Consider the following 23,633-nt stretch of genomic DNA (forward strand, 5'->3'; position numbering starts at 1 on the left):
GGCTGCGGAAGGCAATTCATGTTGGATAGTGTCTGCCTCGCTACGGCGTGTGTTGGACGCCAGTGCCCCGCAGCGGACCGGAAGGACGGCATGGCCAGCATCGAGCAAGTCAAGGCCGAACTTGCCCAGGCAGCCGAGCAGTGCAACGCCACGACGAACCAGATCAGAGCTGCCATCGAGGGCACCGAGCAGGTGCTCTCCCGACTGCGGGCGGTCGCGGCCGGCACCGGACATCCCGCGATCTCGGAGGCGATCAGCCGCGCCGAACAGAGCAAACAGCGGCTGATCGAGGCGGCCACCGTTCTCCAGGGCAGCACCCAGGCCGCCCGGCAATACATCAGCATCCTTGGTTGACCGGTGAGCGTCGGCGAGGTCAAGGCAGCTCTCGGCGAAGCCAACCACCTGCTTGAGCAGGGCAAGAAGACGGTTGAGGGTGTCGGCGACTCTCTGGACGTCGTCTCCGCGCTTGTCCTCGCCACCCTGCACGACAGCCAGCGAGCCGAGGCCATGCAGGCACGCAAGGCCCTCGCCGAGGCGACACGCGAGGTCAAGTTGACCCTGCGAGCTATCAACGCCGCTCAAGAAGGCGGCAACGCATTCCGGAGAGTACTGGGATGAGCAGCCTGCTCGCCCAGGTCATCGCCCAACTCAAGTCGGCCGTGGACCAACTGGACGCACTCGCGGTACGCGCCACGCGCGCCGCCACAGATGTCACCGAGGCAAACAACCGGTACGTGGCGGCCGGCAGGGGTTCCGATCACCCGACGCTCCGCGCGGCGGTGGCCCAGAGCCGCATCGGCACCGACAAGGCTCACCGGTTAGCGCGGCTCAGCAGCGAAGCAGCCCGGAGTGTGAGTGCGTACCTCAATGCCATCGCACCGGGCTCGGTGCCTCAGGCAGCCGCCGCATCCGGGCCACCTTCTGGCGAGGATCTCGTGGCCGACAGCGACCGACGCGACCTCACCCGGTCGAGAGTGGGCGGATTCCTGAACCGCTTTGCACGAAAAGCCGACGATGCGCAGGACCTGGCGTCAGAGTCGACTCAGGCGCTTACACAGTGGGCCAAGGCCCTTCGCGATACCAACGGTCCCGCCGGCACCCAATCAGCCGGAACCGGAACCCCGCCTACCCCGGCGCCCTCACCTCGGCAGAAGATAGATGGGGCAGAAGCCGCAGGCAACCTTGTCGTGGTCGGTCTGCTGGCTGGTGTGGCAACGCATCGCGCGGCCAGATTGATCCGCAAGTGGAGAGCGAAGGGACAACAAGAGTGACGAAGCAACCGCTCGGCGACCTGATCCGAGCTCTAGCCAAAGCTGACTGGGATGCTGTCGACACTCTGGTGGTCGAGATCGGCCAGCACGGAATGGCGAACAGCCTGCGGGATATCGGGGCCGCCTTCGCCCTCGCCGCCAACCGACGCTTCGGCCCCGACACCACCCCTACCGTGGTGGCTCAGTGGGTAGCCGGGCTCCGCGCTCAATACCGAGGACATGAGCCCTTCCCGGCCCTCGAAATGGAGGGTCTCATCCGAGCCGCCCTCGGCGAACCGGAACTGGTCGACACCATCGCCCCCGAGACAGCGCTCGGCGCCGAACTTTTCATGCTCGGACAGATTCTCCTTGAAGAGAACCTGAGTGCGACGGAACTCGACGAACTCGTGACGGACGCGGAGGAACTCGCGGCCGAGCACCTGTAGGCATCGGTCGTCGGGTAGCAGCGTTCTCAGCAGCCCGACGACCTCTTCGGCGGTACCAAAGTCGAGCGTCCTGGGCGGCGCGGCCCACCTACCTTCAGCCCTGCACCTCGGCGGGCCTTCCGTCGGACCACAGCGACTCGAAGTGCTCCACGTACCGGTCGAACACTCCGCCGTCCTGCGCACGCCGCAGGTGCAGCGTCACGGAGTCCTGCCCGAGCCCTGCACCGATGTGGGTGGCGACGATGGCCTCATCATCGAAAATCCAGACGGACATGGCGATATGGCGATCGGACAACCGGACCGGAACCCCTGCGTCGACCTTGCTGATCTCAGCCCGTGTCATCGCGATGCGCGTCGCCAAGGTGAGCGGGGTCGCTTCCAGCCGGTCTCGTTCGGCCGTGACCGGACTGTCCGGATCGCCGAGCAGGAAACGCACGTCAGCCCCGGCCTTGGCCTTGGCTGCGAGGACTGCGGCACCATCGGGCACTTCCAGCCACACGAAGTAGCTGGTGTAGCCACCGAACCACAACCGGGATTCGGCACGCGCGATCGCTTCGCGGAAGATCGATCGGGGAAGGTCGGCCCGGCGTGGGTACATGCCAACCAGTTCCCGGTCAGTCCCAAGCTTCGCAGCGCGCCGGATGATGTCGGGCCACAGCATGCTCACATCTTTGCTCAACACCGCTCCACGGCCTTCGCGTCCGCCTCGCATCGTTGAGCGACGCCACCGCTCGTCAGTCCTCGTCGGCGGCCCGAGGCTGTCGGTACTTGGCGATCCACTCCTCGATGTCCTCGGCAAGCCACACCTTCATCCCCCGTAGCTCCTGGTAGGGCTTCGGGAAGGTGGGGTACCGGGCGAGCTGCTGGAACCGCTGCCGCGAGACGTCGAGGCGCTGCGCGATCTCGTAAGGCCCCATCAGGCGGCCTGGCCCACGGTCCACGCTTCCGAACGTAGGTAGACGCACCCTATCCTTTTGGCAATTGCCTGTTGACTAGACGATCGGGTGGATGCAAACCTGAGCGGGTGAACCAATACATCTCTAACCGAGATCATCTGACTTCTTTCGCTGTCAGCGTCCCGTCATCCCCAGCCGAAGCACCCCCCAGTTCGGGCAGCGACCGGGCTCCCGACCCTTTAGAGAGGTGAGGGTGTCGTGCTTGTCGAGATGGTGCCGGTGCTGCTTGGTGCCGTACTGCTGGGGTTCCTGGCCGGGCTGTTCGCGTTTCGGGTGAAGTCGCGGTGGTGTCCGCGCTGTGGGGAGTCGACCGACGCGATGCCCCCGACCGGCGGCAGCAGATGAGCCACCGGCGTGACCACAACTCCGCACCCCTGGGGCGGCGGGTGGCCGAACTGCGGGCACACCGGGGCATGACCCAGCAGGCGTTCGCGGATCGGCTCGGCAAGTCGAAGAGCTGGGTCGACAAGGTCGAACGCGGCGTACGTCAGCTCGACCGGTATTCGGTGATCCAGGAGATCGCCGACGCGCTGCGCCTCGATCCCGAGATGCTCCTCGGTCCCCGCCGGCCGCCACCCACGACGCCGAGTCTGGACGGTGTCGACGCCATCCGGGCCGCACTGGCCCGCTACCAGCACCAGCCGGAGCACACCGTCACGGCGCACCAGGCTGGCCGACAGGTCGCGCACGCCTGGATGAGCTACCTGCACGGCCGGTACCCGCAACTCGTGGGAACCCTGCCCGGCCTGCTCGACGCGACCCACGGTCTCCGAAGTCTGCTGGCGTCGACCTACCGGATCACCGCCGCCGTACTGATCAAACTCGACCACGCCGACCTCGCCTGGCTCGCCGCCGACCGGGCCGTCGCCACCGCCGCCGGTGACCCCGCCCACGCCGCCAGCGCCACCATCGCCGTCGCCCAGGCGCTGCGTGCCCTCGGCCATCACCGAATCGCGCTCACCGCCGCGCTCACGGCGGCGGACACCACGGACGACGACGCCGTACGCGGCACCCTGTTCCTCCAGGCCGGGCTCGCCGCCGCCGGTGACGGTGACCGTCGCAACGCCCACGACCTGCTCGACCACGCCGCCGTTCTCGCCGACGGGCCGATCGACCACACCGACGAACACCACACCGGCTTCGGGGCGGTCGCCGTCCAGGTGGCACGCGGCCTCGCCGCCCACCGCCTCGGCGACACCGTCGAAGCCGTCCAGCGACACGAACACGCCCTCGCCAGCGACGGCTGGTCACGACTCCCACCTGAACACCGCGCCGCCCATCTGATCGACGCCGCCCGCGCCTACCTCGACGTCGGCGATCCCGGCCGGGCCGGACACGCTCTGCTCGACGCCGACAGCGTCGCGCCCGCCGAGGTCCGCAGTCGCCCCGTCGCGCGTACCCTCCTCGCCGAGATCATCCAGCGCGGGCCCGCACCGGCCGACGTTGCGCGACTGGCCGCCGTGATCGGCCTGATCCGCCAGCCCTGACCACGCGACCCACGAGTCTCGACCTCGCCCGGACGGCCTTGAGGCATGGTGCACGAAGTACCGCTCGGCGAGCTGATCCGCGCCTTCCCCCGAATCCTGGGCAGCGCCGCCCGTCGTCAGTTAGTGCCCGCGTGAGTGGGACGAAGATTGACTTCGGGTCGTGCGAAACGGAGACTCACTGGCGCGATTCGCGGCCCAACCCTGGCTATTCTGAACGCCCGTTCCGTGACTGTGGGAGATGGGCGTGGAGCCACGATGGAATGCGGACCCGACGGCGACGTTCACGCGACGACTTGGCCGCTCGGCTGGTGAGCTGGGCGAGAGTGGCGGCACGACGACCTGCCCTGACATCTGGGAGCTCTCGAATGGTGACGTGGCGGTCATCGGCCGCGACCTGACCGATGCCTACGCCAGCCGGCTTCCGGACGGCGTCAGCGTCGGCAGCGACGAGCGTCTGGTCGTCATCCCGCGCAGCATGATCCTCGCTGCGAAGCCGGACATCCCGGATGCGTGACCTGCTCCGGATGACGTCCGGGGAACGGCTGAGTCTGTCGGCCTATGAGGCGGACTTCTACGCCACGGTGGAGTCCATTGACGAGCCGATCCTGAAGACCGAGCGGATGCAGACGTTCCGGGAGCCCGGCAGCCCGAGCTGGGAGGCGTTCGACGCGGGCAGGTGGGACGAGGCGTTGCTGATCGCAGCGCAGCCCAACCCGGATCTGGCGCAGTTCTTCGCTCTGCTCGCCGAGCGAGAATCCGGGCTTCACCGTCTGCGGATCGTGGAGCTACCGCTCACGCCGTACCTGATCTGGGAATTGAATTTCCTCCGTTTCCGCGCCGAGGCTGGTGAGCTCATTCGGGTGCTCACCGCCGACAAGGTCTGGGAGTACGAGCAGGAGCACGGCGTGGTGCCGGAGCTGATGGTGGCTGGCGACAGGGCCGTGTACGACGTCCGCTACGACGCCGACGGAACTCCGATCGGCGCGGAGAAGTTCACAGAACCGCAGGTTGTCGAGGGCTGCCGATCGCAGGTACGGGTAATGCTCGCCCGGGCGGAGCCGTTCGACTCGTTCTTCGACCGTGAGGTCGACGGGCTGACACCACCCGACGCCCACCTGTAGTAGCCTCGCCTCCACGTTCGAGCGTGGAGGCGGGTGTCCCGGTCACGGATGGTCACCGATGTGGCTCGCCGATCGATGACGCCGACCGTACTCCTCCTCGCAGTGCTGGCGATCCTTGCTGCGGTGCTGCTGTCTCCCGCCGGGCTGCTCTGGATCGGCGAGAGACCCGGTTACGACTGGTCGTTGCTCGGCAACGTCGGTGAGGCTTATGGAGCAGCCTCGGCGATCCTCGCCGGTCTCGCGCTCATGGGGGTCGCCATCTCCCTGATCATTCAAGCGAGGGAGGCCAAAGCAGCTCGCGAGCAGGCACTTCGCGCGCTGCACACCGACCTGCTCAAGATGGCTATCGTCCCGACGAGCGCGGCGTTTCACCCTGATCGTGGACCGGAGCTACCAGGCGGCCGTCACTGCGGGTCCGCCAGCCGATGCGACGGACGGCCGATCATCGTCGAACGATCGCGCGGTAGGTCCTGACCCGCATGAGGCGCAGAGCGGAAGGCCCCAGAGCCGCGCAGTAGACCTGGCGCTTGGTGCCGTCCTCGGCGGCGGTGTGGCACTCGCCGCCCGCTACCTCGTCCGACACGGCCGCGCTACCAGCGGAGAAGGCTGAACCCGCACAATGGCGGCGCCGCCGCCGGGCAGCCCACTCCGGGCCGAACTCGGCCAGGCCACCACCGCGCTGCGCCAGTTCCGGCAGGTACTGACCCACGTACGCGCCGCCTCCCCCACCGCTCTCGAACTACGCCGCAACATCGGCATGGTGTTGCTCTCCGAAGGTGAGGCGGCCGACGCAGTCGACGAACTGCGGCCGCAGCACGATGACCTCTGCGTCGTCTACGCCCCTCAGCACGACGAGACCCAGGAAGTCGCCGAAGTCCTCGCCCGGCTCCGACTCACCCACTGACCCGGACGTTAGGAAGGGACCCCTGCTATACACGAGGCGTTAGCAGGGGTCCCCTCCTCTCACGCGTCAGCCGCGCGGGCACGTCCTGTCGGTGGGCGGCATCGTGGTACCGCGACGAGCCGCCGACTCAGAGCCAGTCGTGTTCGCGGGCGTACCGGGCCGCCTCGTGGCGGGTCCGGGTCTGCGTCTTGCGCATCGCGTTGGAGAGGTAGTTGCGGACGGTTCCGGGCGCGAGGTGCAGTCGGACGGCGATGTCGGCGACCGAGTAACCCTCGCCGGTGACCCGCAGCACGTCGGCCTCCCGTTCGGTGAGCGGGCAGTCCTCGGTGATGGCCAGCGCGGACACGTCCGGGTCGATCCAGCGTTTGCCCGCGTGCAGGGTGGCCACGACCGAGGTGATGTGGGCCGGCTCGGCGGACTTGCTGACGAAGCCCTGGACGCCGAGCCGCAGCGCCTTGCGCAGCACGCCGGGGCGGGCGTGCCGGGTCAGCATGAGGACCACCTGGTCCGGGAGCGTACGCCGGATCTGCGCGACCGCGCCGAGGCCGTCCACGCCGGGCATCTCCAGGTCGATGACGAGAACGTCCGGCCGGTGCCGCAGGGTGGCCTCGACGGCGGACTGGCCGTCGTGCGCCTCGGCCAGGACGGTGATGTCCCCTTCCAGGGGAAGCAGGGCGGCCAGGGCCGACCGCAGCAGCACCTCGTCGTCGGCGAGCACGATGGTGGTCATCACCCGTCCCTGCCCACGGTCGAGGTGGTGCCGGCGGGAACCGGCGGAAACGTCGCGGCGGTCCGGAACCGCCCCTGTCGCTGTTGCACGGTCAACTCGCCTCCGTCGTCCGCCACCCGCTTGCCGAGAACGGACAGCCCGCTGAGTTCGACGGGTCCGTCCCCGGTCACGCCGTCGTTGACGATGGTGATGCCCGACTCGGAGAGGGTGATCTGGACCTGGGTCGCCTGCGCGTGCCGCAGGATGTTGGTGGTCGTCTCGCGCAACACCTGGCCGAGCAGCTCACCGACCCGGGAGTCGACCTCGCCCTCCCGGGTCACCCGGACCCGGATGCCGGCGGCCTCGAAGAGGTTCTTCGCGTTCTCGATCTCCGCGGTGAGGTTGAGCCGCCGAGACGCGTGGGCGAGTTCCTTGGTCTGCGCGATGGTGTCGCTGACCAGCGCGTACGTCTCCCGCAGTTCCTTCTCCGCCCGCGCGGTGTCGCGGACCATCAGCTTCTGCGCCAACGCGATCTTCAGCTTGACCACGTGCAGGGTGTGGCCCTGGATGTCGTGCAGGTCGCTGGCGAAGCGGAACCGTTCCCGCACGACCGCCAACTCCGCCTCGCGTTCCCGGGTCTGTTCGAGTTCCCGGATCAGGTCGTAGAACCGCTCCCCCACCACCGTCATCAGCGTCACGACGACGGTGAGGGCGGCCGGGACGAGGACGTAGGGGACCAAGACCTGGCGTACGTCGTCCCGCTCCACCAGGAGTCGTGTCGCACCGACGGCGGCGACGTAGGCCAACAACGCGACCGCCGCCAGGACGCGTCGTCGCACCTCGCGCAGGGCGAGGGAGCCCACGGCGCAGACCCCCCACCAGGCGTTCGGGCTGCCGGTGATCAGCGTACCGAGCGGCCACACCGCTGCCGCGACGATCAGGCAGGGTAGGGCGACCCGCGCGAGGTCGTCCGCGGTCCACCGCTCGAAGGCGACCAGGGCCGCCACCACCCCCGGGGCCAGGACGAGAGCGTGCCACCAGGTACGCGAGTCGAGGTACAGCAGGAGCAGCGCGGCGAACACCACCGGCGGGAGCGAGGTGATGAGGTTGATCCGACGCAGCCGTCCCCGCGTCGACTCGGTGAAGCGCGCCGAACTTGCAGTCACCACCCCAGTATCCGGCAGTGACCGGTCCCGACCAGTGACACCACGTCACATCCGGTCATGACGTGCGCGCACTGACGGGTGCCGACGATCCGCGCTGTCATGGATGCATGTCCAGCACCCCAGTCATCGACGTCGAACGCCTCAACCTGACCTACGGCGACTTCCACGCCGTACGGGATCTCTCCTTCCAGGTGCGGCGCGGCGAACTGTACGCACTGCTCGGCACCAACGGGGCCGGGAAGACCTCGACCCTGGAGGTCGTCGAGGGGCACCGGAAGCCGACCTCCGGCACGGTGCGTGTCTTCGGGCACAGCCCGCAGGACCGCCGTGCGGTACGTCCCCGAATGGGCGTAATGCTCCAGGAGAGCGGATTCTCCCCGGACCTCACGGTTCGTGAGTCCGTCGGTCTGGTCGGCCGGCTCACCCGGCGCACGGACGATGTCGACCGGGTACTCGACCTGGTGGACCTCACCGGCCGGGCCGGCCGGCGGGTGTCGCAGCTCTCCGGCGGTGAGAAGCGGCGGCTCGACTTCGCCACCGCCGCCTACGGCACCCCCGAGCTGATGTTCCTGGACGAGCCGACGACCGGCCTGGACATCCAGTCCCGCGACGACGTCTGGGCGACAGTGGACCGGATGCGGGAGAACGGTGCCACCATCGTGCTCACCACGCACTACCTGGAGGAGGCGCAGCAGCGCGCCGACCGGATCGGGTTGATGCACCAGGGCCGTCTGCACCGCGAGGGCAGCGTCACCGAGCTGACCCGTACCCTGCCGGCCGTCATCCGCTTCACCCTGCCCACGGCGGTGCCGGCGCTGCCGCTGCCGGCGGTCGTCGACGCCGACGGCACGGTCGTGGCCGAGACCTTCGCCCTCCAGAAGGACCTGCACCTGCTGCTGCGGTGGGCCGAGGACCAGGCCGTGGAGCTGCGGGACCTCACGGCCGGACCGACCCGGCTCGACGACGTGTTCCGCGCCCTCGGTAACTGACCGCACCTTCGACAGGAGTGTCACCGTGTTGTCCATCGCGTCCAGCGAGCTGATCCAGATCTTCCGCAACCGGCTGGTCCTGATCACCAGCCTCATCGTCCCCGTCGCGGTCTGCGTGTTCTTCGTCCGTCAGCACGAGACCTTCGCGGCCATCGGCAGCCTCGGCTACATCGCGGCGATCGTGATGTTCACCGTGGCCGCGTTCGGGCTCTACGCCACCGCCGTCACCACCCTGGCCTCGCGGCGGCAGAACCTGTTCCTCAAGCGGTTGCGCTCCACCGCCGAGAGCGACACCGGCATCCTCGCCGGCCTGTTGCTCCCCGTCGTCGTCCTCGCCGTGGTGCAGGTGACCGCCATCCTCATCGCCCTGGCCGTCGTCGCCGGTCAGCCCTCCGACGTCCTCCTGCTCGTGGTGGCGACCATCGCCACCCTCGCCATGATGGTCGGCCTGGCACTGGCCACCGCAGGCCTGACGAACTCCCCCGAGCACGCCCAGGTCACCACGCTTCCCGTCACGCTCGGCGTGATCGCCGTGGCAAGCTGGGTGGGTATCACCGGCACGGCGGACCTCGCCTGGCTCAAGCGGCTGCTGCCCGGCGGCGCGGCCACCGAGCTGACCATGAACGCGTGGAACGGCGGCGTCGCCGTGGCCGACTCCCTGCTCCTGCTGGCGCCCACGCTGGGCTGGGTCGCCGTCGCCGTCGCCCTCGCCACCCGACTCTTCCGCTGGGAGCCCCGCCGATGACCACCGACACCTGGAAGCCCTCGGACCCGCCGACCCTGGCCGAGGATCTCCTCCTGCTTCTCTTCCAGCCCCGGTCCGGCACCATCGCGGGCGAGAACACCCTCTTCTACGTACTCGCCGGGGCCGTCCTCGCCGACCTCGCGCTCGGCGGTCACCTGGCGACCACGGCGAAGGGACGGATCGGCGGCGTGGCGGACCACGTACCCTCCGACGACCTCCTGCGCTCGACCTGGGACTACGTCTCGGAGAAGCCCCGCAGCGCGCAGACCGTCCTGGCGGCGATCGGCCCCGGCCTGCGCCAACCGGTGCTGGACCGACTCGTCCGACGCGACGACATCCGTCAGGAAGCGCGCACCGTACTCGGTCTGTTCCGCTCCACGACCCTGCGGAACGGCGGCACCGACCGGCGTGCACCCCTGCTGGCCGAGGTCCGGCAGGTCCTCGTGGAAGGCGCGGAGCCGTCGGTCCGGGTCGCCGCGCTCGCGGCACTGCTCTCCGCCAGTGGAACGCTCCCCCAGTTCGATCACGAGATCCCGTGGACGTCGCCGGTGATCGAGCGCGCGAAGGACCTCGAACAGGGTGACTGGGGCGCCACCGCCGCAGCGGAGGCTGTGACCCGCACCGTGACGGCCACCGTCGTCAACAGCGCCGTCGCGGCCATCACCGTGCTCCCTCGGAGCTGAGGTCGCCGAGCGTGCGCAGCGCGGTCGAGGAGACCGCGGCCAGGTCGGGCTGGGCGGGCAGGAACACGGTGGGTACGCGCGCTGCACCTCGTCGGTGTCGGAATGTTTGACGCTGTTGACGGCGACGAGCACGACCACCTCGTCGAAGAGGTCGCGTGCCCGGCTCACCACGTTCAGATGCCCGGGGGTGAAGGGATCGAAGCTGCCGGGATACAGGGCTCGCACGCGTACACGACCGGGGGTGCGGGCGGTCGACGGCGCGGTCGTCACGGACGCAGGACCCGCTGTACGTCGCTGACGACCTGCGCCGAGGCGAGAGGCGCCCAGGAGGCGAACAGGTCCCGGAAATAGGAGCCGTACTGGTCCGCCACCGCAGGATCGCGCTCGATGATGTCCAGTTCGTTCACGATGGTGAGATCCACCAGCGCCCGGAGTCGCACCGCGTCCGGCACCAGCATCCGCCCGGTGAACCGGTCGAACACCTGGCCGGTCTCTGCCAGCTTCGGCCAGGTGCGCTTGCGGTCGCTGGCGCCGTACAGGTAGACGACCTCCTCGGCGTCGGCACCGACGAGGTCGCGCAGCACCGGGCGATCGGCCAGATCGAGCAGAGTGAGATCGAACCCGTCGGTGCCGTAGACGGCATGGGTGAGGCCGGCGGTCGCCACGTCACTGCCGCAGCCGAGGGCGGCGAGTCGTTCGCCGACCCGGCACAGGTGGGCGTACAGGGTGCCGCCGGGATGAGCGATCCGCTCCGCGCCGTGCTCACGGAGCCAGTCCCGCACGCCGCCGTCGGTGCGCATGGCCCAACCGTAGATGCCGGCTGTCGAATCCGTCGGCCTTGGTCGTGGGCAATACGTCACAGCGGGAAAGGCGGCCGAGGACCAAGGCTCGGACCCGGCAGGGACCAGGATCGCCCTAGGCTTCGTGGTCATGGCCGGTACGTCTGCGATGGCGATGTTCGCTGCACTGTTGGACCGGTCTGTGGCCCGGATCGGCGAGCTGGCGGCGGATGCCCGTCACACTGATCGACAGGAGATAGCCCGGATCGCGGATATCTGGGACAACAACACCTTTCCGCTGTTCGAGACGGCTCTCAGCCGCCCCGGTTGGTTGCGGGAACGGCGCGCGAGGTCCTCACTCGGCTGGATGGCGGCGTTGTCGCCCGACCGTCGGAAATGGATGATCGGGCAGTCGGTACTGATCGGACACCGGCTGGAGCCGCTGCTGCCTCCATCGGCGGCGCCTGCCGTGCACTACCGCGACTACCAAGGGCGGGTGCAACCCAACAGCGCCCCACTGACCCCATCGCTGGTCACCAGCATGTCCGATGACTACGACCTGGCCCGCGCCGAGGTCCGCACCGTGCGTGTCGAACGGGCCGGGCTGGATCTGTCCGGGCACATCGCCCTGAGTACGCCACGCCGCTACGCCGCCGGGAACCACGACGGGGACGCGGTCGTGCAGTTGTTCCTGTCCGACGTCGAGGCCGTACGGTTCGACAGCGACGACGCTGCAGGGTTGGCCCTGAGCGCCGACCCGGCCGCTGTCGAGGTTCGGTTCGGTCTGCACGGTCGCCTGCACGGCGCGTCGGCCGCCGTCTTCTTCGACGACTCGGCATGGCACTTGTCCCGGGCGGGTCGGGCCGCTGAGGCGACCACCCCGCACCGTCGTGCGGCCCGGCGACCGGAGCGACGGGCCACCTGGTCGATGATGCCCGCTGCCGCGCTGGACGCCGCCCAGGTGCTGCACCACGTCATGATTGCCATCCGCACGGTGCGCTATCCGCACGTGGTCGGCCGGATGCCGCTGCAGGAACTGGTGGACGCCTTCACCGATGCCGGCACTCGCATCCTCGGTGCCGCCAACGAACGCCGGGCAGGGCGCGACTGCGCGTTCCGGAAGTTGACCGAAGAATGGGTCAGCGCCGTTCCCCGCCTGGCCCACCGCATCGCGGAGCGGTTTCCCGAAGACCACTGGATCCGGACGGTGGTTCCAGTCGACGCGTCCCGGCCGGTAATGGTCGACCTACCGGACCGGGCGCAGCTCACCTTGGCCGCCTACACCACTGCCCACACCCAGTACGGCCGGACACGCGACGCCTCGGCGGTGGTGAACCTCGCCATTCCCGACGGCGCCGGCAGGTGGTCCTCGCAAGCGATCAGCATCGAGCGGCCCACGCGCCTGTCACTTGACACCGCCGCGTTCATCACGCCTCAAGCCCTCTCGTACGCTCCCGGCGGATCGCTCTCCCTCGGCGACCGCACTCTGCGCGTCACCCGCCACACCGAGGCCGAGATCGAGTGGCCCGACACCATCAACGATCGCCATTGACAGCAGCAGCGAGGCGTCCGCTGTCGACGTACGGTCGGCCGGCGCACCTGTCGACGCGTATCGCCGGTCAGCGGTGCTGGGTGGACAGGGCCGCGATCAGTGCCTGCGGCGCGACGGTGGCGGGACGGTCGCTGACCTGTCCGTCGCCGAGTTCGACGACCCGCCACACGCCGTCGCCGCGCAGCGCGAGGTCGACGGTGACGAAGGGTAGGCCGAGCCCGGGGATCAGCGGTGTGACCGAAGCCAGGTCGACCTCGGCCGTCGCGGCAGCGTCCGGGCTGTCGGGGTGCGGTCCGATCAGGACGCACTCGCCGTCGACCCACCAGGTGCGGACCTCGGCGGAGGTGAAGTGTTCGAAGCGCCGCAGCACGAATCCGCCCACGAAGTCGTCCTCGCGCAACTTCAGGAACCGGCGCGCGACGCGCCACGCCCCCGCGCCGTCGGCGAGGTCGGGAATGTACGCGGCCTCGTCCCAGTGGCGCTTCATCGACTTGCTGTAGTCGCGCAGTACCGCCGGTCCCGCGCCCAGTGCGGCACGGGCGCGGTCGAAGTCGGCACGCTCCGCGCCCGTGGTCCACACCGAGGGCGGGGTGACCGAAGCGAGTGCGGCGTACCAGCCGGGCAGTTCGTGCGCCCGCCGGTACTGCGCAGCGTCGGTCCGCAGCACCACGCCGCGCTCGGCGAGGGCCTCGGCGAGCGTGGCGTACTGCTCGCTGCGCAGCATCCAGCCCCGGTACACGGCCGTGCCGGGACCCTGGACCGGGGCGACCGCGCGGCGCGCGTCCCCGCCTCGGGCCAACGCGTCGTGGTCGACCACCGCCACCGTGAATCCGAGGGCACGTGCCGCCTGCGCCTCCGCCGCGAAGTGCTCGTCGGGTTGGCGTGGGCGCATCGGATTCGCGGGGATCATCAGGATCACGCACACATCCTGCCCCACAAGAGCTACCGGCCCTCCCCGCCGACGATCCCCGGCGTTCGACCGGTGACCAGGGCGGCGTACGGCGAGGCAAAGCCGACACCGACACATCGATACGACCGTCGATATGATCGGCCGACGATCGACGCCTGCGGAGGTTCGGATGCGGATGGCACGGTTCTCGGCGGTGTGGCGCGGTGCCCGTTCCCGATTGGACCGCTGGCTGTCCATCGCCCGTCTCCTCCCGCATGCGGGCATGCCGACGCTGGGCGCGGCCCTCGTGGTGAACGTCCTGCTCGGTCTGCTTCCCATCGGGTTCATCGTGGCCACGAGCGTGATGGTGCAACGGCTCGCCGAGGCGATCGGCGGGGACGAGCAGGCGTGGAGCGCGACGGTGCTCGCGTTGGGTCTCGCCGCGCTGGCCTTCCTGCTCCAGCAGGTGCTCGCGCCGGCGCAGACGGCCTTGGGGCACCTGGTGACCTGGCGGGTGGATGCCTGGTGCACCCGCCGCCTGATGACCTCGGCGTTGGTGGACGCGCCGATCTCGGCGTTGGAGGACGCGACGGAGCTGGATCGGCTGAGCCGGGCCCGGGAGGCGTTCGGCCGGACCATGCCGACCCCGGGCGACGCCGCCGCCGGTGCGTTGGCGCTGCTGCCCCGGTACGGGCAACTCGCCGGGGCGGTGGTGGTGCTCTGGGTGGCGCTCTCGCCGTGGGCGGCGGCCGTGGCCGGGGTGACGGCGCTCGTGGTGCGCTTCGGTCAACGTGGGGCGCTGGGACGGTTCGGGGCGTTCCTGAAAAGTCTGTTCCCGACCTGGCGACACGCGTCCTACGTGCGGTCGATGGCGGCGGGGGCGGCGTTCGCCAAGGAGATCCGGGTGTTCGGTCTGATCGGCTGGGTCCGGGAACGGCACCGCTCGGAGTACCTGGACTACCTGCGGCAGTTCTGGGCGGGCCGACGGCGGATCAATCTGCGTCCGTTCCTCGGGTACGCGGCGGTCGGCCTGGTCGGGGCGACGATCGTCTTCGTGTTGATCGCGCAGGCCGCCGCCGGTGGGCGGCTCAGCGTGCTCGAACTGGGGCTGGCGGTGCAGGCGGCGCTGATCCCGATCCGCTTCGGGGTGCACTTCCCGGAGAGCGACGTGCCGACGCAGTACGGGCTCCAGTCGTACGAGGCGATGACCGACTTCGCGCGGTCGGCCCGGTCGCGGGCGGCGCTGGCGGCGCCGGTCACCGGTGAGTCGGCGGCCGACCGCCCGGAGCGGGAGGTGCGGTTCGAGCAGGTGCGGTTCCGGTACGCCCCGCAGGGTGCGGAGGTCCTGCGGGGGTTGGATCTGACGTTGCCGGCGGGCCGGTCGACGGCCATCGTCGGGCTCAACGGCGCCGGCAAGACCACGCTGGTCAAGTTGCTGACCCGGTTGTACGACCCGGTGGCCGGCCGGATCACGGTGGACGGGCGGGATCTGCGCGAGTACGACGTGGCGCAGTGGCAGTCCCGGATCGCGGTGGTGTTCCAGGACTTCGTCCGGCTGGAGCTGAGCGCGGCGGAGAACGTCGACCTGGCGGCCGGCACCGACCCGGACGACGAGTCGCCGCTGTGGGCGGCGCTGGACCGGGCGGGGGCGCGTGAGGTAGTCGAGGGGCTGGACGCCGGTCTGCGGACGACGCTGTCCAGCCGGTACGCCGGTGGGCAGGACCTCTCCGGTGGGCAGTGGCAGCGGGTGGCGTTGGCCAGGGCGATGCGCAAGGTCGCCGCGGGGGCGTCGATGATCGTGCTGGACGAGCCCACGAGCCAACTCGACGTACGCGCCGAGGTGGACTTCTTCGACCGTTTCCTGGAGATCAGCCGGGGGTTGACGACGGTGGTCATCTCGCACCGGTTCTCGACGGTCCGTCGGGCCGACCACATCGTGGTGGTGGCCGACGGGGTGGTGCAGGAGCAGGGCACACACGACGAGTTGGTATCCGCCGGGGGCGGTTACGCCGAGTTGTTCCGGCTGCAGGCCGACCGGTTCGCCGACGCGGAGGCGGGCCGATGAGCGGGTTGGGGCGGGCAGCCCGGTTCCTGGTGGTGCTGGCGCTGCGGACCGACCGGCGGCGGGCCGGACTGGCCGCCGTCATGATCGCGGCGGGCTATCTGGCCTCGCCGATGGTGGCGGTGCTGCTCGGTCGGTTGGTCGACGCGGCGCTGGCGGCGCAGACGGACGTGGCGGTGACGCTGGCGGCGGCGGTGGCCGTGGTGCTGGTCGTCGAGCTGATGATGGCGCACTTCGCGCATCTTCAGTACTTCGAGCTCGCCGAGTTGATGGAGTTGAAGCTGCACGGCGAGCTGATCGAGCGGGCCAACGGCAGCGTGGACCTGGCACAGCTCGACGACTCCCGGTTCGCCGACGAACTGCAGGTGGTGCGGGACGACATCTCGCCGATGCAGGTCCCGGTGGAGGGGCTGCTGCAACTGGCGGGGGTGGTCGGTCAGCTCGTGGTCACCACCGTACTGCTGGGGTTGTTGAATCCCTGGTTGGCGTTGCTGCCGCTGGCGGCGGTGCCGCCGGTGCTGTTGGCGCGGCGGGCGCAGCGGCTGGTGGATCGGGCCAAGGACGAGACGGCGGAGGGGATCCGTCGTTCGCAGCACCTGTTGCAGGTGGCCACCTCGGCGTCGTCGGTGAAGGAGTTGCGGCTGTTCGGCACCGGTCCGGACCTGGTGCGTCGCCAGCAGGCCACGATGGCGGCGGTGACGTCGACGGTCTGGCGGGCGCAGGCCAGTGGCGCGGCGGTCCGTGCGGCCGGGCAGGCGTTCTTCGCCCTCAGCTACGGAGCGGCGCTCTGGCTGGTGGTCCGGGACGTCGCCGACGGTCGGGGCAGCGTCGGCGACGTGGTGTTGGCGGTGACGTTGGCGGTGCAGGTGAGTCTGCAGGTCGCCAACGGTCTGGGGTTGCTCGGCACGCTCCAGGGGTTCGGCACGACGGTACGGCGGCTGGAGTGGCTGCGGGCGGCCAGTGCGGTGCCGGACGGCGCGTCGACGTCGACCGGGTCGGCGGCACCGACCCGGCTGGACGAGGGCATCCGGTTCGAGGGGGTGGGTTTCCGCTATCCGGGGGCAAGCCGGTCGGTGTTGCGGGACGTGACCTTCGAGTTGCCGGCGGGCAAGACCGTGGCGATCGTCGGTGAGAACGGTGCGGGCAAGAGCACGCTGGTGAAGCTGCTGTACGGCCTGTACCTGCCGACGCAGGGCCGGATCCTCGTCGACGGTGTGCCACTGGACGAGGTGGACGCCGCGCAGTGGCGGTCACGGACGTCGGCGATGTTCCAGGACTTCGCCCGGCTGGAGTTGACGCTGCGGGAGAACGTCGGGATCGGTGCGGTGCAGCGGATCGACGACGAGGAGGCGGTGCGTCGGGCGATCGACTCGTCGGGGGCGCAGCGGGTCGTCGACGCGGTGGAAGGTGGGCTGGACGGCTACCTGGGCACCGGCTTCACCGACGGGCAGGAGCTGTCGGGTGGTCAGTGGCAGTCGTTGGGTCTGGCCCGGTCCCAGATGCGGACCGAGCCGCTCCTGTTGGCATTGGACGAGCCGGCGGCGGCGTTGGACGCCGCCGCCGAGCATGCGATCTTCGTCCGGTACGCCGAGTCGGCCCAGCGGGCACAGCGACGCGGCGGGATCACCGTCTTCGTCTCCCACCGCTTCTCCACCTTGCAGATGGTGGATCTGATCGTGGTGCTCCAGGACGGCACGGTGCGCGAGTCCGGGTCACACGCCGATCTGCTGGCCAGTGGTGGGCTGTACGCGGAGCTGTACCTGATGCAGGCGCGCGCGTACGGTCCGTCCGGTGAGGATCAGCCGCCGGTGGCGAGCTGACGGTCGATGAGCGCGGCGAGCCCGGCGACGCTGACGTTGTCCATCAGCTCGACGGCGGAGAGCTCGACGTCGAAGAGGTCCTCCGCCTGGGCGAGCATGTGGACCAGTTGCATGCTGTCGGCGCCCAGCGCGATGAGGTCCTGGCTCATCTCGTCGGGGGTGAATCCGAGGAGGGGTTCGACCACTTCGGTGACGAGTCGGCGTTCGGTGTCGGTCGGTGCGGCGGAGGGGCTCAGCTCAGTCATCTCGCTCTCCAGTCGGGGCCGCCCGCGATCGCGGGCGGAACCAGTATGGCCCGCAGTCGATGGACCGGAGGTGCCGTGTGGCACCGCGACGTCCGACGATATTGACAGTGGCCGAAGTGGCTTCATAGGCTACCTTCCGGCCATAAGCGGCATCGCCGGACAGGTGGTGCCGGCGCCCAGACCGGAGCGGGGGATCCCGGTATGGAGAGGAAGCCCGGCCACGATCTCGTGGTGACGGTGCGAGAGGCACGGCAGGCGCAGGCGGCGGCCACCTGGGCGCAGCGGGAGATCTGGGACGTCATCGACTGGTTGGGTGATCAGCCGCAGAGCTTCACGATGCGCGAGATGGTGCCGGTTCCGCCGGGTGTCACGGTCGCCGGGGTGCGGCGTGCGCTGGAGGAGGCCGTCGCGCGCGTCGACGTGCTCCGCACCCGGCTGGTGATGGGTGCGACGGGTCTGCGGCAGGAGGTGGACGGGTCCGGCACCCTGACGGTGCCGGTCTGGTCGGCGGCGCCCGACCGGGTGACAGCGGACGCCAAGGAGTTGGTCGCGGCGATGACCGCGACGGTGTTCGACCTGGCCCGGCAGTGGCCGGTGCGGTTCGCCCTGGTCCTGGCCGACGAGACACCCGCCGCGCTGGTGTTGAACGTCTCGCACGCGGCCGTCGACGCGAGCGGGTTGGCCCTGCTCAAGGCGGAGCTGCGCGACGCTCTGGCGGGTGTGCCGGTCGAGCCGGTCGAGTCGCGGTGGCAGCCGCTGGATCAGGCCGCGTACGAGGCGAGCGAGCCGGGACGAAGGCGCAGCCGGCGGGCGGTGCGGTTCCGCGAGGACCTGCTCGGCGAGGTGCCCGACTCGCTCGTGCCGCCGTCGTCCGAGCCGCCGCACACACCGCGGATCGTGCAGGTCGACATCGAGTCGTCGGCCGTCGCGGTGGCTGCGGAGCTGCTCGCCGACCGGCAACGGGTGAGCACCAGCGCGGTCCTGCTCGCCGCCCAGGCAGCGGTGGTCTCCCAGCACACCGGCGTGGATCCGGTGTTCCTCACCCTGATCGTCGGTGGGCGGGTGGAACGTCGGCTCCAGACGATGATCGGCCCGGTGGTGCAGAACGGTCTGTTCCGGGTCGACGTCGGGACGGGTTCGTTCGCCGATCTGGTCACCCGCTGCTACCGGCAGGCCCTGCTGACCTATCAGCACGGCAATCACGACACCGCCGAACTGGCCGAGGCGCGGCAGCGGGTGGCGGCGCGCCGGGGGTTCGTGCCGCAGGTCGGCGTCTTCTTCAACGACGCCCGGGAGCAGCAGCGGTGGTCGGGGCTGCCGCAGGTGCGGTCCGACCCGCAGGAGCTGGCCGAGGATCTCGCCGCGCTGTGCCGCGACACCCGGATCGCGTACGTGACCGGCTGGGACCAGCAGGACCTGACGGTGTTCCTCAGTGTCTCGGACGCGCCGGGTGGGGCCGCGTTGCAGCTGCGGGTGGACACCGCGTACGTGGGAGTCGAGGACGCCCGGCGGATGCTGGCCGGGATCGAGTCGCTGCTGGTCGCCGCAGCGGTCCGCGATCTCGACATGCGGCAGGCGGGTCAGGTCGTCGGCGTCCGGCCGGCGGTGGGCCGCTCCGGGTCTCACTGACCACGTCCGACCGTCCGGCGGGTCCGGCGCGCCGACGACTCAGCGTGTTCGTGAGGCGTCCGGACAACGGCGGTGTGCCGGCACTAGTGTGGTGGGCCGACACGGCTGGAGGGGAGTTCGGTGGCTGAGGTTGATGCCGGCGACTGGGTGGCGCGAGTGGCCGACGACGTGGTGGCGGAGTGGGAGCGCCGACCCGGGACACCGGTGCTCGTCTGCGCCTCGGGGATCAGTCCGTCCGGGCCGATCCACCTGGGTAACCTGCGCGAGATCATGGTCCAGCACTTCGTCGCCGACGAGTTGGGTCGGCGTGGGTTGCCGAGCCGGCATCTGCTCTCCTGGGACGACTACGACCGGCTGCGGAAGGTTCCGGCCGGGGTCGACCCCTCCTTCGCGGAGTACGTCGGCCGTCCGCTGACCGGGGTGCCGGACCCGTGCGGGGAGCACGAGAACTGGGCCGAGCACTTCAAGGCCCCGTTCCGGGCGGCGCTGCGTCAGCTCGGCGTGGTCGTCGACGAGATCTCGCAGACCGCCATGTACACCAGCGGCCGATACCGCGAGCAGGTCGTCACGGCCATGCGGGCTCGGGAGCTGATCGGCGCGGTGCTGGGCAGATACCGCACCAAGGTCGACCAGGGCGAGTCCGAGGAGGGGCTGACCGCCGACGACACCTACTACCCGTACAAGGTCTACTGCGCGGTCTGCCGGCGCGACGACACCACGATCGTTTCCTTCGACGACGAGACCACCCAGATCCGCTACACCTGCGCCTGCGGGCACTCCGACCAGGCCTGGCTGGACCGGCAGGATCCGGGGAAGCTGGTCTGGAAGGTCGACTGGCCGATGCGGTGGGCGTACGAGCAGGTGCTGTTCGAGGCGGCCGGGGTGGACCACTCCTCCCCCGGCTCCAGCTACACGGTCGGCGGCGAGGTGGTCGACCGGGTGTACGGCGGTAAGGCGCCGGTCTATCGGGGCTACTCGTTCGTCGGCACCAAGGGGGCGGCCAAGCTCAGCGGTTCCGCCGGTGCCGCCCCGACGCCCGACGACGCGTTGCGGATCCTGGAACCGGCCCTGGTGCGCTGGTTGTACGTGCGGCGTCGGCCGAACCAGTCCATCACGGTGGCCTTCGACCAAGAGGTGAGCCGGCTCTACGACGAGTGGGACGCCCTGGTGGGGCGGGTTCGGGCGGGCACCGCGTCGGAGGTCGACGCGGTGGTGCTGGACCGCTCGCTGCGTACGGCCGAGGTGGAGCTGCCGCAGACCGCGCGGCCGATGTCCTTCCGCACCCTGGCGTCGGTGTACGACATCACCGCCGGCACGGAGGAGCAGACGCTGCGGATCCTGCGGGACATGACGCCGCAGGATCCGGTGGGTTCGTTGGACGAGGTGCGTCCCCGGCTCGACCGCGCGGCGGACTGGGTGGCCACGCACGTCGCGCCGGCGGAGCGTACGCAGGTGCGGACGGAGCCGGACCGGGAGCTGCTGGCCTCCCTCGACCCGGTGCAGCGTGAGGGGTTGCGGCTGCTCGCCGAGGGGCTGACGGAGGACTGGACGCTGGACGGGCTGACCACCCTGGTCTACGGGGTGCCGAAGCGGCAGCTCGGGCTTCCGCTGGACACCGCGCCCACTCCCGAGCTGCGGGCCGCCCAGCGGGCGTTCTTCAGTCTCGTGTACCGGCTCCTGGTGCACCGTGACACCGGCCCTCGGCTGCCGACCCTGTTGCTGGCGCTCGGTGCCGACCAGGTCCGGGCGCTGCTCACCCCGCAGGAGGCCGACGCGACCGCCGGTCGGGGCTGAGCAGGGGTCGACCAGGGTCGATCACGCTCATCCATGGAGATGGATTGCCCGGTGGGTCGGTGATGGGTTAAGAAGGCTGTCTGCCCTCGACACCCGACATCCGACAGGACGCCCATGGCCCTCATCGCCGTCGAAGACCTTCGTCGACTGGTACTCGCACTGCTCGGTCAGGCCGGCACACCGGACGACGTCGCGGAGGTCGTCGCCGGCTCGCTGATCGGCGCCGACCTGGCCGGGCACGGCTCGCACGGTGTGCTCAAGCTGCCGTCGTACCTGCGGGACATCGCCCAGGGCCGGTTGAAGCCGACCGCGCGGCCCTTCGTCGTCGACGACGCGCCCGCGACCGCCGTGGTCGACGGCGCGGGCGGTTTCGGTCACCTGGCCGCCCGGTACGCCGTCGATCTGGTGGTGGAGAAGGCCGCCCACAGCGGACTGGCGGCGGTGGTGATGTCGCACGCGCACCACACCGGGCGGCTGGGCGGCTGGTCCGAACGCATCGCCGACGCCGGCCTGATCGGCCTGTTGGCCGGCGGAGAGGGTCAGGGTCCGTGGAAGGTCGCGCCGTACGGCGGGACGGACGGCGCCCTGGCCACCAACCCGGTCACCTGGGCCATCCCGCGCGCGGCGGGCCGACCTCCGGTGGTGTTGGACTTCGCCACCAGCATGGTCTCCATCGGGAAGCTGCAGATCGCACGGGCCGCCGGGGCGCAGACCGTGCCTCCGGGGTGGCTGCTGGACGCGCAGGGCGCGCCGAGTGTCCGCCTGGAGGACTTCTTCACCGGCGGGCACCTGTTGCCGTTCGGGGGCCACAAGGGTTTCGCGCTCGCGGTGATCGCCGAGTTGCTCGCCGTCGGGCTCAGCGACGGCGACCGGTTCGCCGGTGCCGAGCGGTCGAGTTGCCTGTTCGTGCTCGCCGTCGACCCGGCCCGGTTCGGACCGTCGCAACGGTTGCACGACTTCGTCGAGGCGACGGTGCGGCGGCTCAAGGCGGTGCCGGCCGATCCGGACTCCGGCGAGGTACTGGTGCCGGGTGAGCCGGAGCAGCGCGCCCGGGCGGCGGCCGACGGGGTGGTGCTGCCCGACGCCACGTGGCGTGACCTGTGCACGGTGGCCGCCGGTCTCGGCATCGACGCACCGGCGGCGGCCGACGCCTCGGGCGCGGGCGGGTCGGGCGCGGGCGGGTCGGAGTCGATCCCGGCGGAGGGAACGGCGTGAACATCCTGGTGGCAGGGCGGCTCGGCCGGTACCCGGAGCGGATCATGACGTTGGCCGAGCGGGGACACCGGTTGACGTACGTCACGATGCCCGCACCGGCGCAGCGGCCCACGCCGGACGTGCTGCCGTCGAGTGTGCCGCAGTACCGGCTGCCGGCGGGGCCGGCCGGTGCGGAGTTGACCCGGATCGCGGCGGAGCACCGCGTGGACGTGGTCTACAGCCTGAAGAACGTCTGGGACGGGTCGTTGCAGTTGCTCGGCGAGTTGCTCGATGCCGGGGTGGGTCCGGTGGTGCGGCACCACAAGGAGCACTTCTGCGAGGCGGCCGACCTGGAGCGGCGGGCGTTGACCGAGACCGCCGGGCAGATCTACATCAACCAGGAGTCGCTGGACTACTTCCGTGGTGCGTACGGGGTCCGCGACGCATCGGCGCACCTGCTCGACCCGGACTACCTACCGGCGCGGTACTTCACCGACGAGCTGACCGGCAAGCTGCACGCCCGCGACTCGGAGCCGCATCTGCTGGTGGCCGGTGGGGTGTCCAGCACCCGGGGCCGTACCGACATCCGCGAGCTGTGTGCGGCGTTGAGCCGCCGCCGGGTCCACGTGCACATCTACGGCGGCAAGTACATCGGCCCGAACGCCCAGTCGATCTGGAGTGTGGACAACGCGCACGCCCGCGCCGAGTACGCCCGGCTCGCCGAGAGCGGTTACGTGCATCTGCACGACCACATTCCGCCGGAGCGGTTCGTCGCCGAGTGGTCCCGGTACGACGCCGGGTTGATGCACGTGGTGGCGCAGGGCACCCACGAGGTGGGCTTCCAGCGGATGAACCGGCCGAACCGGCTGGTGCCGTACCTGGCCGCTGGGTTGCCGGTGGCGCAGCAGCGCGGCGGCCAGGAGGCCATGGAGCGCATCGTGCGGCAGGAGGGGATCGGTTTCCTGTTCGACGGGTACGACGACCTGGCCGACGTGCTGCACGACCGGGCGCGACTGGACCGGCTCGGTGCCGACGTGCTGGCCCGGCGGCGGGAGTACACCTTCGAGCGGCACGCCGACGCGCTGCTGGAGGTGTTGGCGGGCTACGCCGGGCGACGCTGACCGGCGTGCCGGTCGCCGGTGCCGGTGCCGGTCGCCGGTGCCGGGCCGGGACGGAGGTTAGGAAGGGTCCCCTGCTATGCACGAGGCGTTAG

27 protein-coding genes and 1 pseudogene are annotated in these 23,633 nt (G+C 70.3%); 20 read left to right on the forward strand and 8 right to left on the reverse strand.

Annotated elements, in window-relative coordinates; all coding sequences use genetic code 11:
- Positions 1–90 precede the first annotated feature (90 nt).
- The 4 genes from ACWDVW_RS08445 to ACWDVW_RS08460 are packed head-to-tail and all read left to right on the forward strand — an operon-like array spanning position 91 to position 1,696.
- A complete protein-coding gene (locus ACWDVW_RS08445; protein ID WP_131050847.1) occupies positions 91–354 on the forward strand; it encodes a hypothetical protein in 264 nt (87 codons plus the stop codon).
- A gap of 3 nt (positions 355–357) precedes the next feature.
- Complete coding sequence (locus ACWDVW_RS08450; RefSeq protein WP_449946096.1) at positions 358–618, forward strand: hypothetical protein; 261 nt, start codon at positions 358–360, stop codon at positions 616–618.
- On the forward strand, positions 615–1,271 hold the full coding sequence (locus tag ACWDVW_RS08455; protein WP_449946098.1) for a hypothetical protein: 657 nt from the start codon (positions 615–617) through the stop codon (positions 1,269–1,271). Before ACWDVW_RS08450 ends, ACWDVW_RS08455 begins: the two co-directional genes overlap by 4 nt.
- Positions 1,268–1,696, forward strand: coding sequence for a hypothetical protein (locus ACWDVW_RS08460; protein WP_449946099.1), 429 nt, complete (start codon positions 1,268–1,270; stop codon positions 1,694–1,696). Before ACWDVW_RS08455 ends, ACWDVW_RS08460 begins: the two co-directional genes overlap by 4 nt.
- Before the next feature lie 94 nt (positions 1,697–1,790).
- Here ACWDVW_RS08460 and ACWDVW_RS08465 read toward each other — a convergent pair whose 3' ends face one another.
- Together ACWDVW_RS08465 and ACWDVW_RS08470 are read right to left on the reverse strand one after the other, a co-directional pair.
- Positions 1,791–2,357, reverse strand: a complete 567-nt coding sequence (locus ACWDVW_RS08465) for an XRE family transcriptional regulator (RefSeq protein ID WP_449946101.1) — start codon at positions 2,355–2,357, stop codon at positions 1,791–1,793.
- A 73-nt stretch (positions 2,358–2,430) separates the two neighbouring features.
- Positions 2,431–2,637, reverse strand: coding sequence for a helix-turn-helix transcriptional regulator (locus ACWDVW_RS08470; RefSeq protein WP_449946103.1), 207 nt, complete (start codon positions 2,635–2,637; stop codon positions 2,431–2,433).
- A gap of 213 nt (positions 2,638–2,850) precedes the next feature.
- On the opposite strand from ACWDVW_RS08470, the gene ACWDVW_RS08475 reads away from it, so the two are divergent.
- The 6 genes from ACWDVW_RS08475 (at position 2,851) to ACWDVW_RS08500 (ending at position 6,164) form a co-directional block, all read left to right on the forward strand.
- Positions 2,851–2,997 carry a hypothetical protein gene (locus ACWDVW_RS08475; RefSeq protein ID WP_449946104.1) on the forward strand — a complete coding sequence of 49 codons (147 nt, stop codon included), beginning with the start codon at positions 2,851–2,853 and terminating at the stop codon, positions 2,995–2,997.
- Positions 2,994–4,139, forward strand: coding sequence for a helix-turn-helix domain-containing protein (locus ACWDVW_RS08480; protein ID WP_449946106.1), 1,146 nt, complete (start codon positions 2,994–2,996; stop codon positions 4,137–4,139). Before ACWDVW_RS08475 ends, ACWDVW_RS08480 begins: the two co-directional genes overlap by 4 nt.
- A gap of 244 nt (positions 4,140–4,383) precedes the next feature.
- A complete protein-coding gene (locus ACWDVW_RS08485) occupies positions 4,384–4,653 on the forward strand; it encodes a hypothetical protein (RefSeq protein ID WP_350699604.1) in 270 nt (89 codons plus the stop codon).
- Complete coding sequence (locus ACWDVW_RS08490) at positions 4,646–5,260, forward strand: DUF6879 family protein (protein WP_176093624.1); 615 nt, start codon at positions 4,646–4,648, stop codon at positions 5,258–5,260. Before ACWDVW_RS08485 ends, ACWDVW_RS08490 begins: the two co-directional genes overlap by 8 nt.
- A gap of 48 nt (positions 5,261–5,308) precedes the next feature.
- Positions 5,309–5,734 carry a DUF6082 family protein gene (locus ACWDVW_RS08495; protein WP_449946109.1) on the forward strand — a complete coding sequence of 142 codons (426 nt, stop codon included), beginning with the start codon at positions 5,309–5,311 and terminating at the stop codon, positions 5,732–5,734.
- A 145-nt stretch (positions 5,735–5,879) separates the two neighbouring features.
- On the forward strand, positions 5,880–6,164 hold the full coding sequence (locus tag ACWDVW_RS08500) for a hypothetical protein (protein WP_449946111.1): 285 nt from the start codon (positions 5,880–5,882) through the stop codon (positions 6,162–6,164).
- Between the two features lie 127 nt (positions 6,165–6,291).
- On the opposite strand, the gene ACWDVW_RS08505 is transcribed toward ACWDVW_RS08500, so the two are convergent.
- Both ACWDVW_RS08505 and ACWDVW_RS08510 read right to left on the reverse strand, forming a co-directional pair.
- Positions 6,292–6,894, reverse strand: coding sequence for a response regulator (locus ACWDVW_RS08505; protein WP_396749900.1), 603 nt, complete (start codon positions 6,892–6,894; stop codon positions 6,292–6,294).
- Positions 6,894–8,039 carry a sensor histidine kinase gene (locus tag ACWDVW_RS08510; RefSeq protein ID WP_449946113.1) on the reverse strand — a complete coding sequence of 382 codons (1,146 nt, stop codon included), beginning with the start codon at positions 8,037–8,039 and terminating at the stop codon, positions 6,894–6,896. The genes ACWDVW_RS08505 and ACWDVW_RS08510 overlap by 1 nt, the downstream gene beginning before the upstream one ends.
- Positions 8,040–8,146: 107 nt before the next feature.
- Between ACWDVW_RS08510 and ACWDVW_RS08515 the strand changes: the two genes are divergently transcribed.
- From ACWDVW_RS08515 to ACWDVW_RS08525, 3 genes are read left to right on the forward strand one after another with little or no spacing between them, the layout of a single operon-like run.
- Positions 8,147–9,028, forward strand: coding sequence for an ABC transporter ATP-binding protein (locus ACWDVW_RS08515; protein WP_449946115.1), 882 nt, complete (start codon positions 8,147–8,149; stop codon positions 9,026–9,028).
- A gap of 25 nt (positions 9,029–9,053) precedes the next feature.
- Complete coding sequence (locus tag ACWDVW_RS08520) at positions 9,054–9,773, forward strand: ABC transporter permease (RefSeq protein WP_350699615.1); 720 nt, start codon at positions 9,054–9,056, stop codon at positions 9,771–9,773.
- A complete protein-coding gene (locus tag ACWDVW_RS08525; RefSeq protein ID WP_449946117.1) occupies positions 9,770–10,456 on the forward strand; it encodes a GOLPH3/VPS74 family protein in 687 nt (228 codons plus the stop codon). Before ACWDVW_RS08520 ends, ACWDVW_RS08525 begins: the two co-directional genes overlap by 4 nt.
- A gap of 102 nt (positions 10,457–10,558) precedes the next feature.
- On the opposite strand, the pseudogene ACWDVW_RS08530 reads toward ACWDVW_RS08525, so the two are convergent.
- Together ACWDVW_RS08530 and ACWDVW_RS08535 are read right to left on the reverse strand one after the other, a co-directional pair.
- A pseudogene (locus tag ACWDVW_RS08530) lies at positions 10,559–10,726 on the reverse strand (adenylyltransferase/cytidyltransferase family protein); the annotation flags it as partial.
- The gene (locus tag ACWDVW_RS08535; protein WP_449946119.1) at positions 10,723–11,256 is read right to left on the reverse strand and encodes a DUF6817 domain-containing protein; all 534 of its coding nucleotides are present in this window, start codon (positions 11,254–11,256) and stop codon (positions 10,723–10,725) included. The pseudogene ACWDVW_RS08530 and the gene ACWDVW_RS08535, both read right to left, overlap by 4 nt.
- 124 nt (positions 11,257–11,380) lie before the next feature.
- On the opposite strand from ACWDVW_RS08535, the gene ACWDVW_RS08540 reads away from it, so the two are divergent.
- The gene (locus tag ACWDVW_RS08540) at positions 11,381–12,787 is read left to right on the forward strand and encodes a hypothetical protein (protein WP_449946120.1); all 1,407 of its coding nucleotides are present in this window, start codon (positions 11,381–11,383) and stop codon (positions 12,785–12,787) included.
- A gap of 67 nt (positions 12,788–12,854) precedes the next feature.
- On the opposite strand, the gene ACWDVW_RS08545 is transcribed toward ACWDVW_RS08540, so the two are convergent.
- Positions 12,855–13,697, reverse strand: coding sequence for an ATP-grasp domain-containing protein (locus ACWDVW_RS08545; protein WP_449946246.1), 843 nt, complete (start codon positions 13,695–13,697; stop codon positions 12,855–12,857).
- 169 nt (positions 13,698–13,866) lie between these two features.
- Between ACWDVW_RS08545 and ACWDVW_RS08550 the strand changes: the two genes are divergently transcribed.
- Together ACWDVW_RS08550 and ACWDVW_RS08555 are read left to right on the forward strand one after the other, a co-directional pair.
- Entirely contained in the window at positions 13,867–15,741 is a 1,875-nt protein-coding gene (locus ACWDVW_RS08550) for an ABC transporter ATP-binding protein (protein ID WP_449946121.1), read from the forward strand.
- Positions 15,738–17,558: an ABC transporter ATP-binding protein gene (locus tag ACWDVW_RS08555; protein ID WP_449946122.1), complete on the forward strand. Its 1,821-nt coding sequence runs from the start codon at positions 15,738–15,740 to the stop codon at positions 17,556–17,558. Before ACWDVW_RS08550 ends, ACWDVW_RS08555 begins: the two co-directional genes overlap by 4 nt.
- Here ACWDVW_RS08555 and ACWDVW_RS08560 read toward each other — a convergent pair.
- Entirely contained in the window at positions 17,537–17,803 is a 267-nt protein-coding gene (locus ACWDVW_RS08560) for an acyl carrier protein (RefSeq protein WP_350699624.1), read from the reverse strand. The genes ACWDVW_RS08555 and ACWDVW_RS08560 overlap by 22 nt on opposite strands.
- A gap of 231 nt (positions 17,804–18,034) precedes the next feature.
- Between ACWDVW_RS08560 and ACWDVW_RS08565 the strand changes: the two genes are divergently transcribed.
- The 4 genes from ACWDVW_RS08565 to ACWDVW_RS08580 all read left to right on the forward strand — a co-directional run bounded on the left by ACWDVW_RS08565 (position 18,035) and on the right by ACWDVW_RS08580 (position 23,541).
- On the forward strand, positions 18,035–19,432 hold the full coding sequence (locus ACWDVW_RS08565; RefSeq protein WP_449946124.1) for a condensation domain-containing protein: 1,398 nt from the start codon (positions 18,035–18,037) through the stop codon (positions 19,430–19,432).
- A 120-nt stretch (positions 19,433–19,552) separates the two neighbouring features.
- The gene (lysS, locus tag ACWDVW_RS08570) at positions 19,553–21,226 is read left to right on the forward strand and encodes a lysine--tRNA ligase (protein WP_449946126.1); all 1,674 of its coding nucleotides are present in this window, start codon (positions 19,553–19,555) and stop codon (positions 21,224–21,226) included.
- A gap of 114 nt (positions 21,227–21,340) precedes the next feature.
- Positions 21,341–22,441 (forward strand): Ldh family oxidoreductase, encoded by a 1,101-nt coding sequence (locus tag ACWDVW_RS08575; protein WP_449946127.1) that lies wholly within the window; start codon positions 21,341–21,343, stop codon positions 22,439–22,441.
- The gene (locus ACWDVW_RS08580; RefSeq protein ID WP_449946129.1) at positions 22,438–23,541 is read left to right on the forward strand and encodes a hypothetical protein; all 1,104 of its coding nucleotides are present in this window, start codon (positions 22,438–22,440) and stop codon (positions 23,539–23,541) included. The genes ACWDVW_RS08575 and ACWDVW_RS08580 overlap by 4 nt, the downstream gene beginning before the upstream one ends.
- Positions 23,542–23,633: the final 92 nt, after the last annotated feature.

The sequence above is a fragment of the Micromonospora sp. NPDC003241 genome (assembly GCF_053589795.1).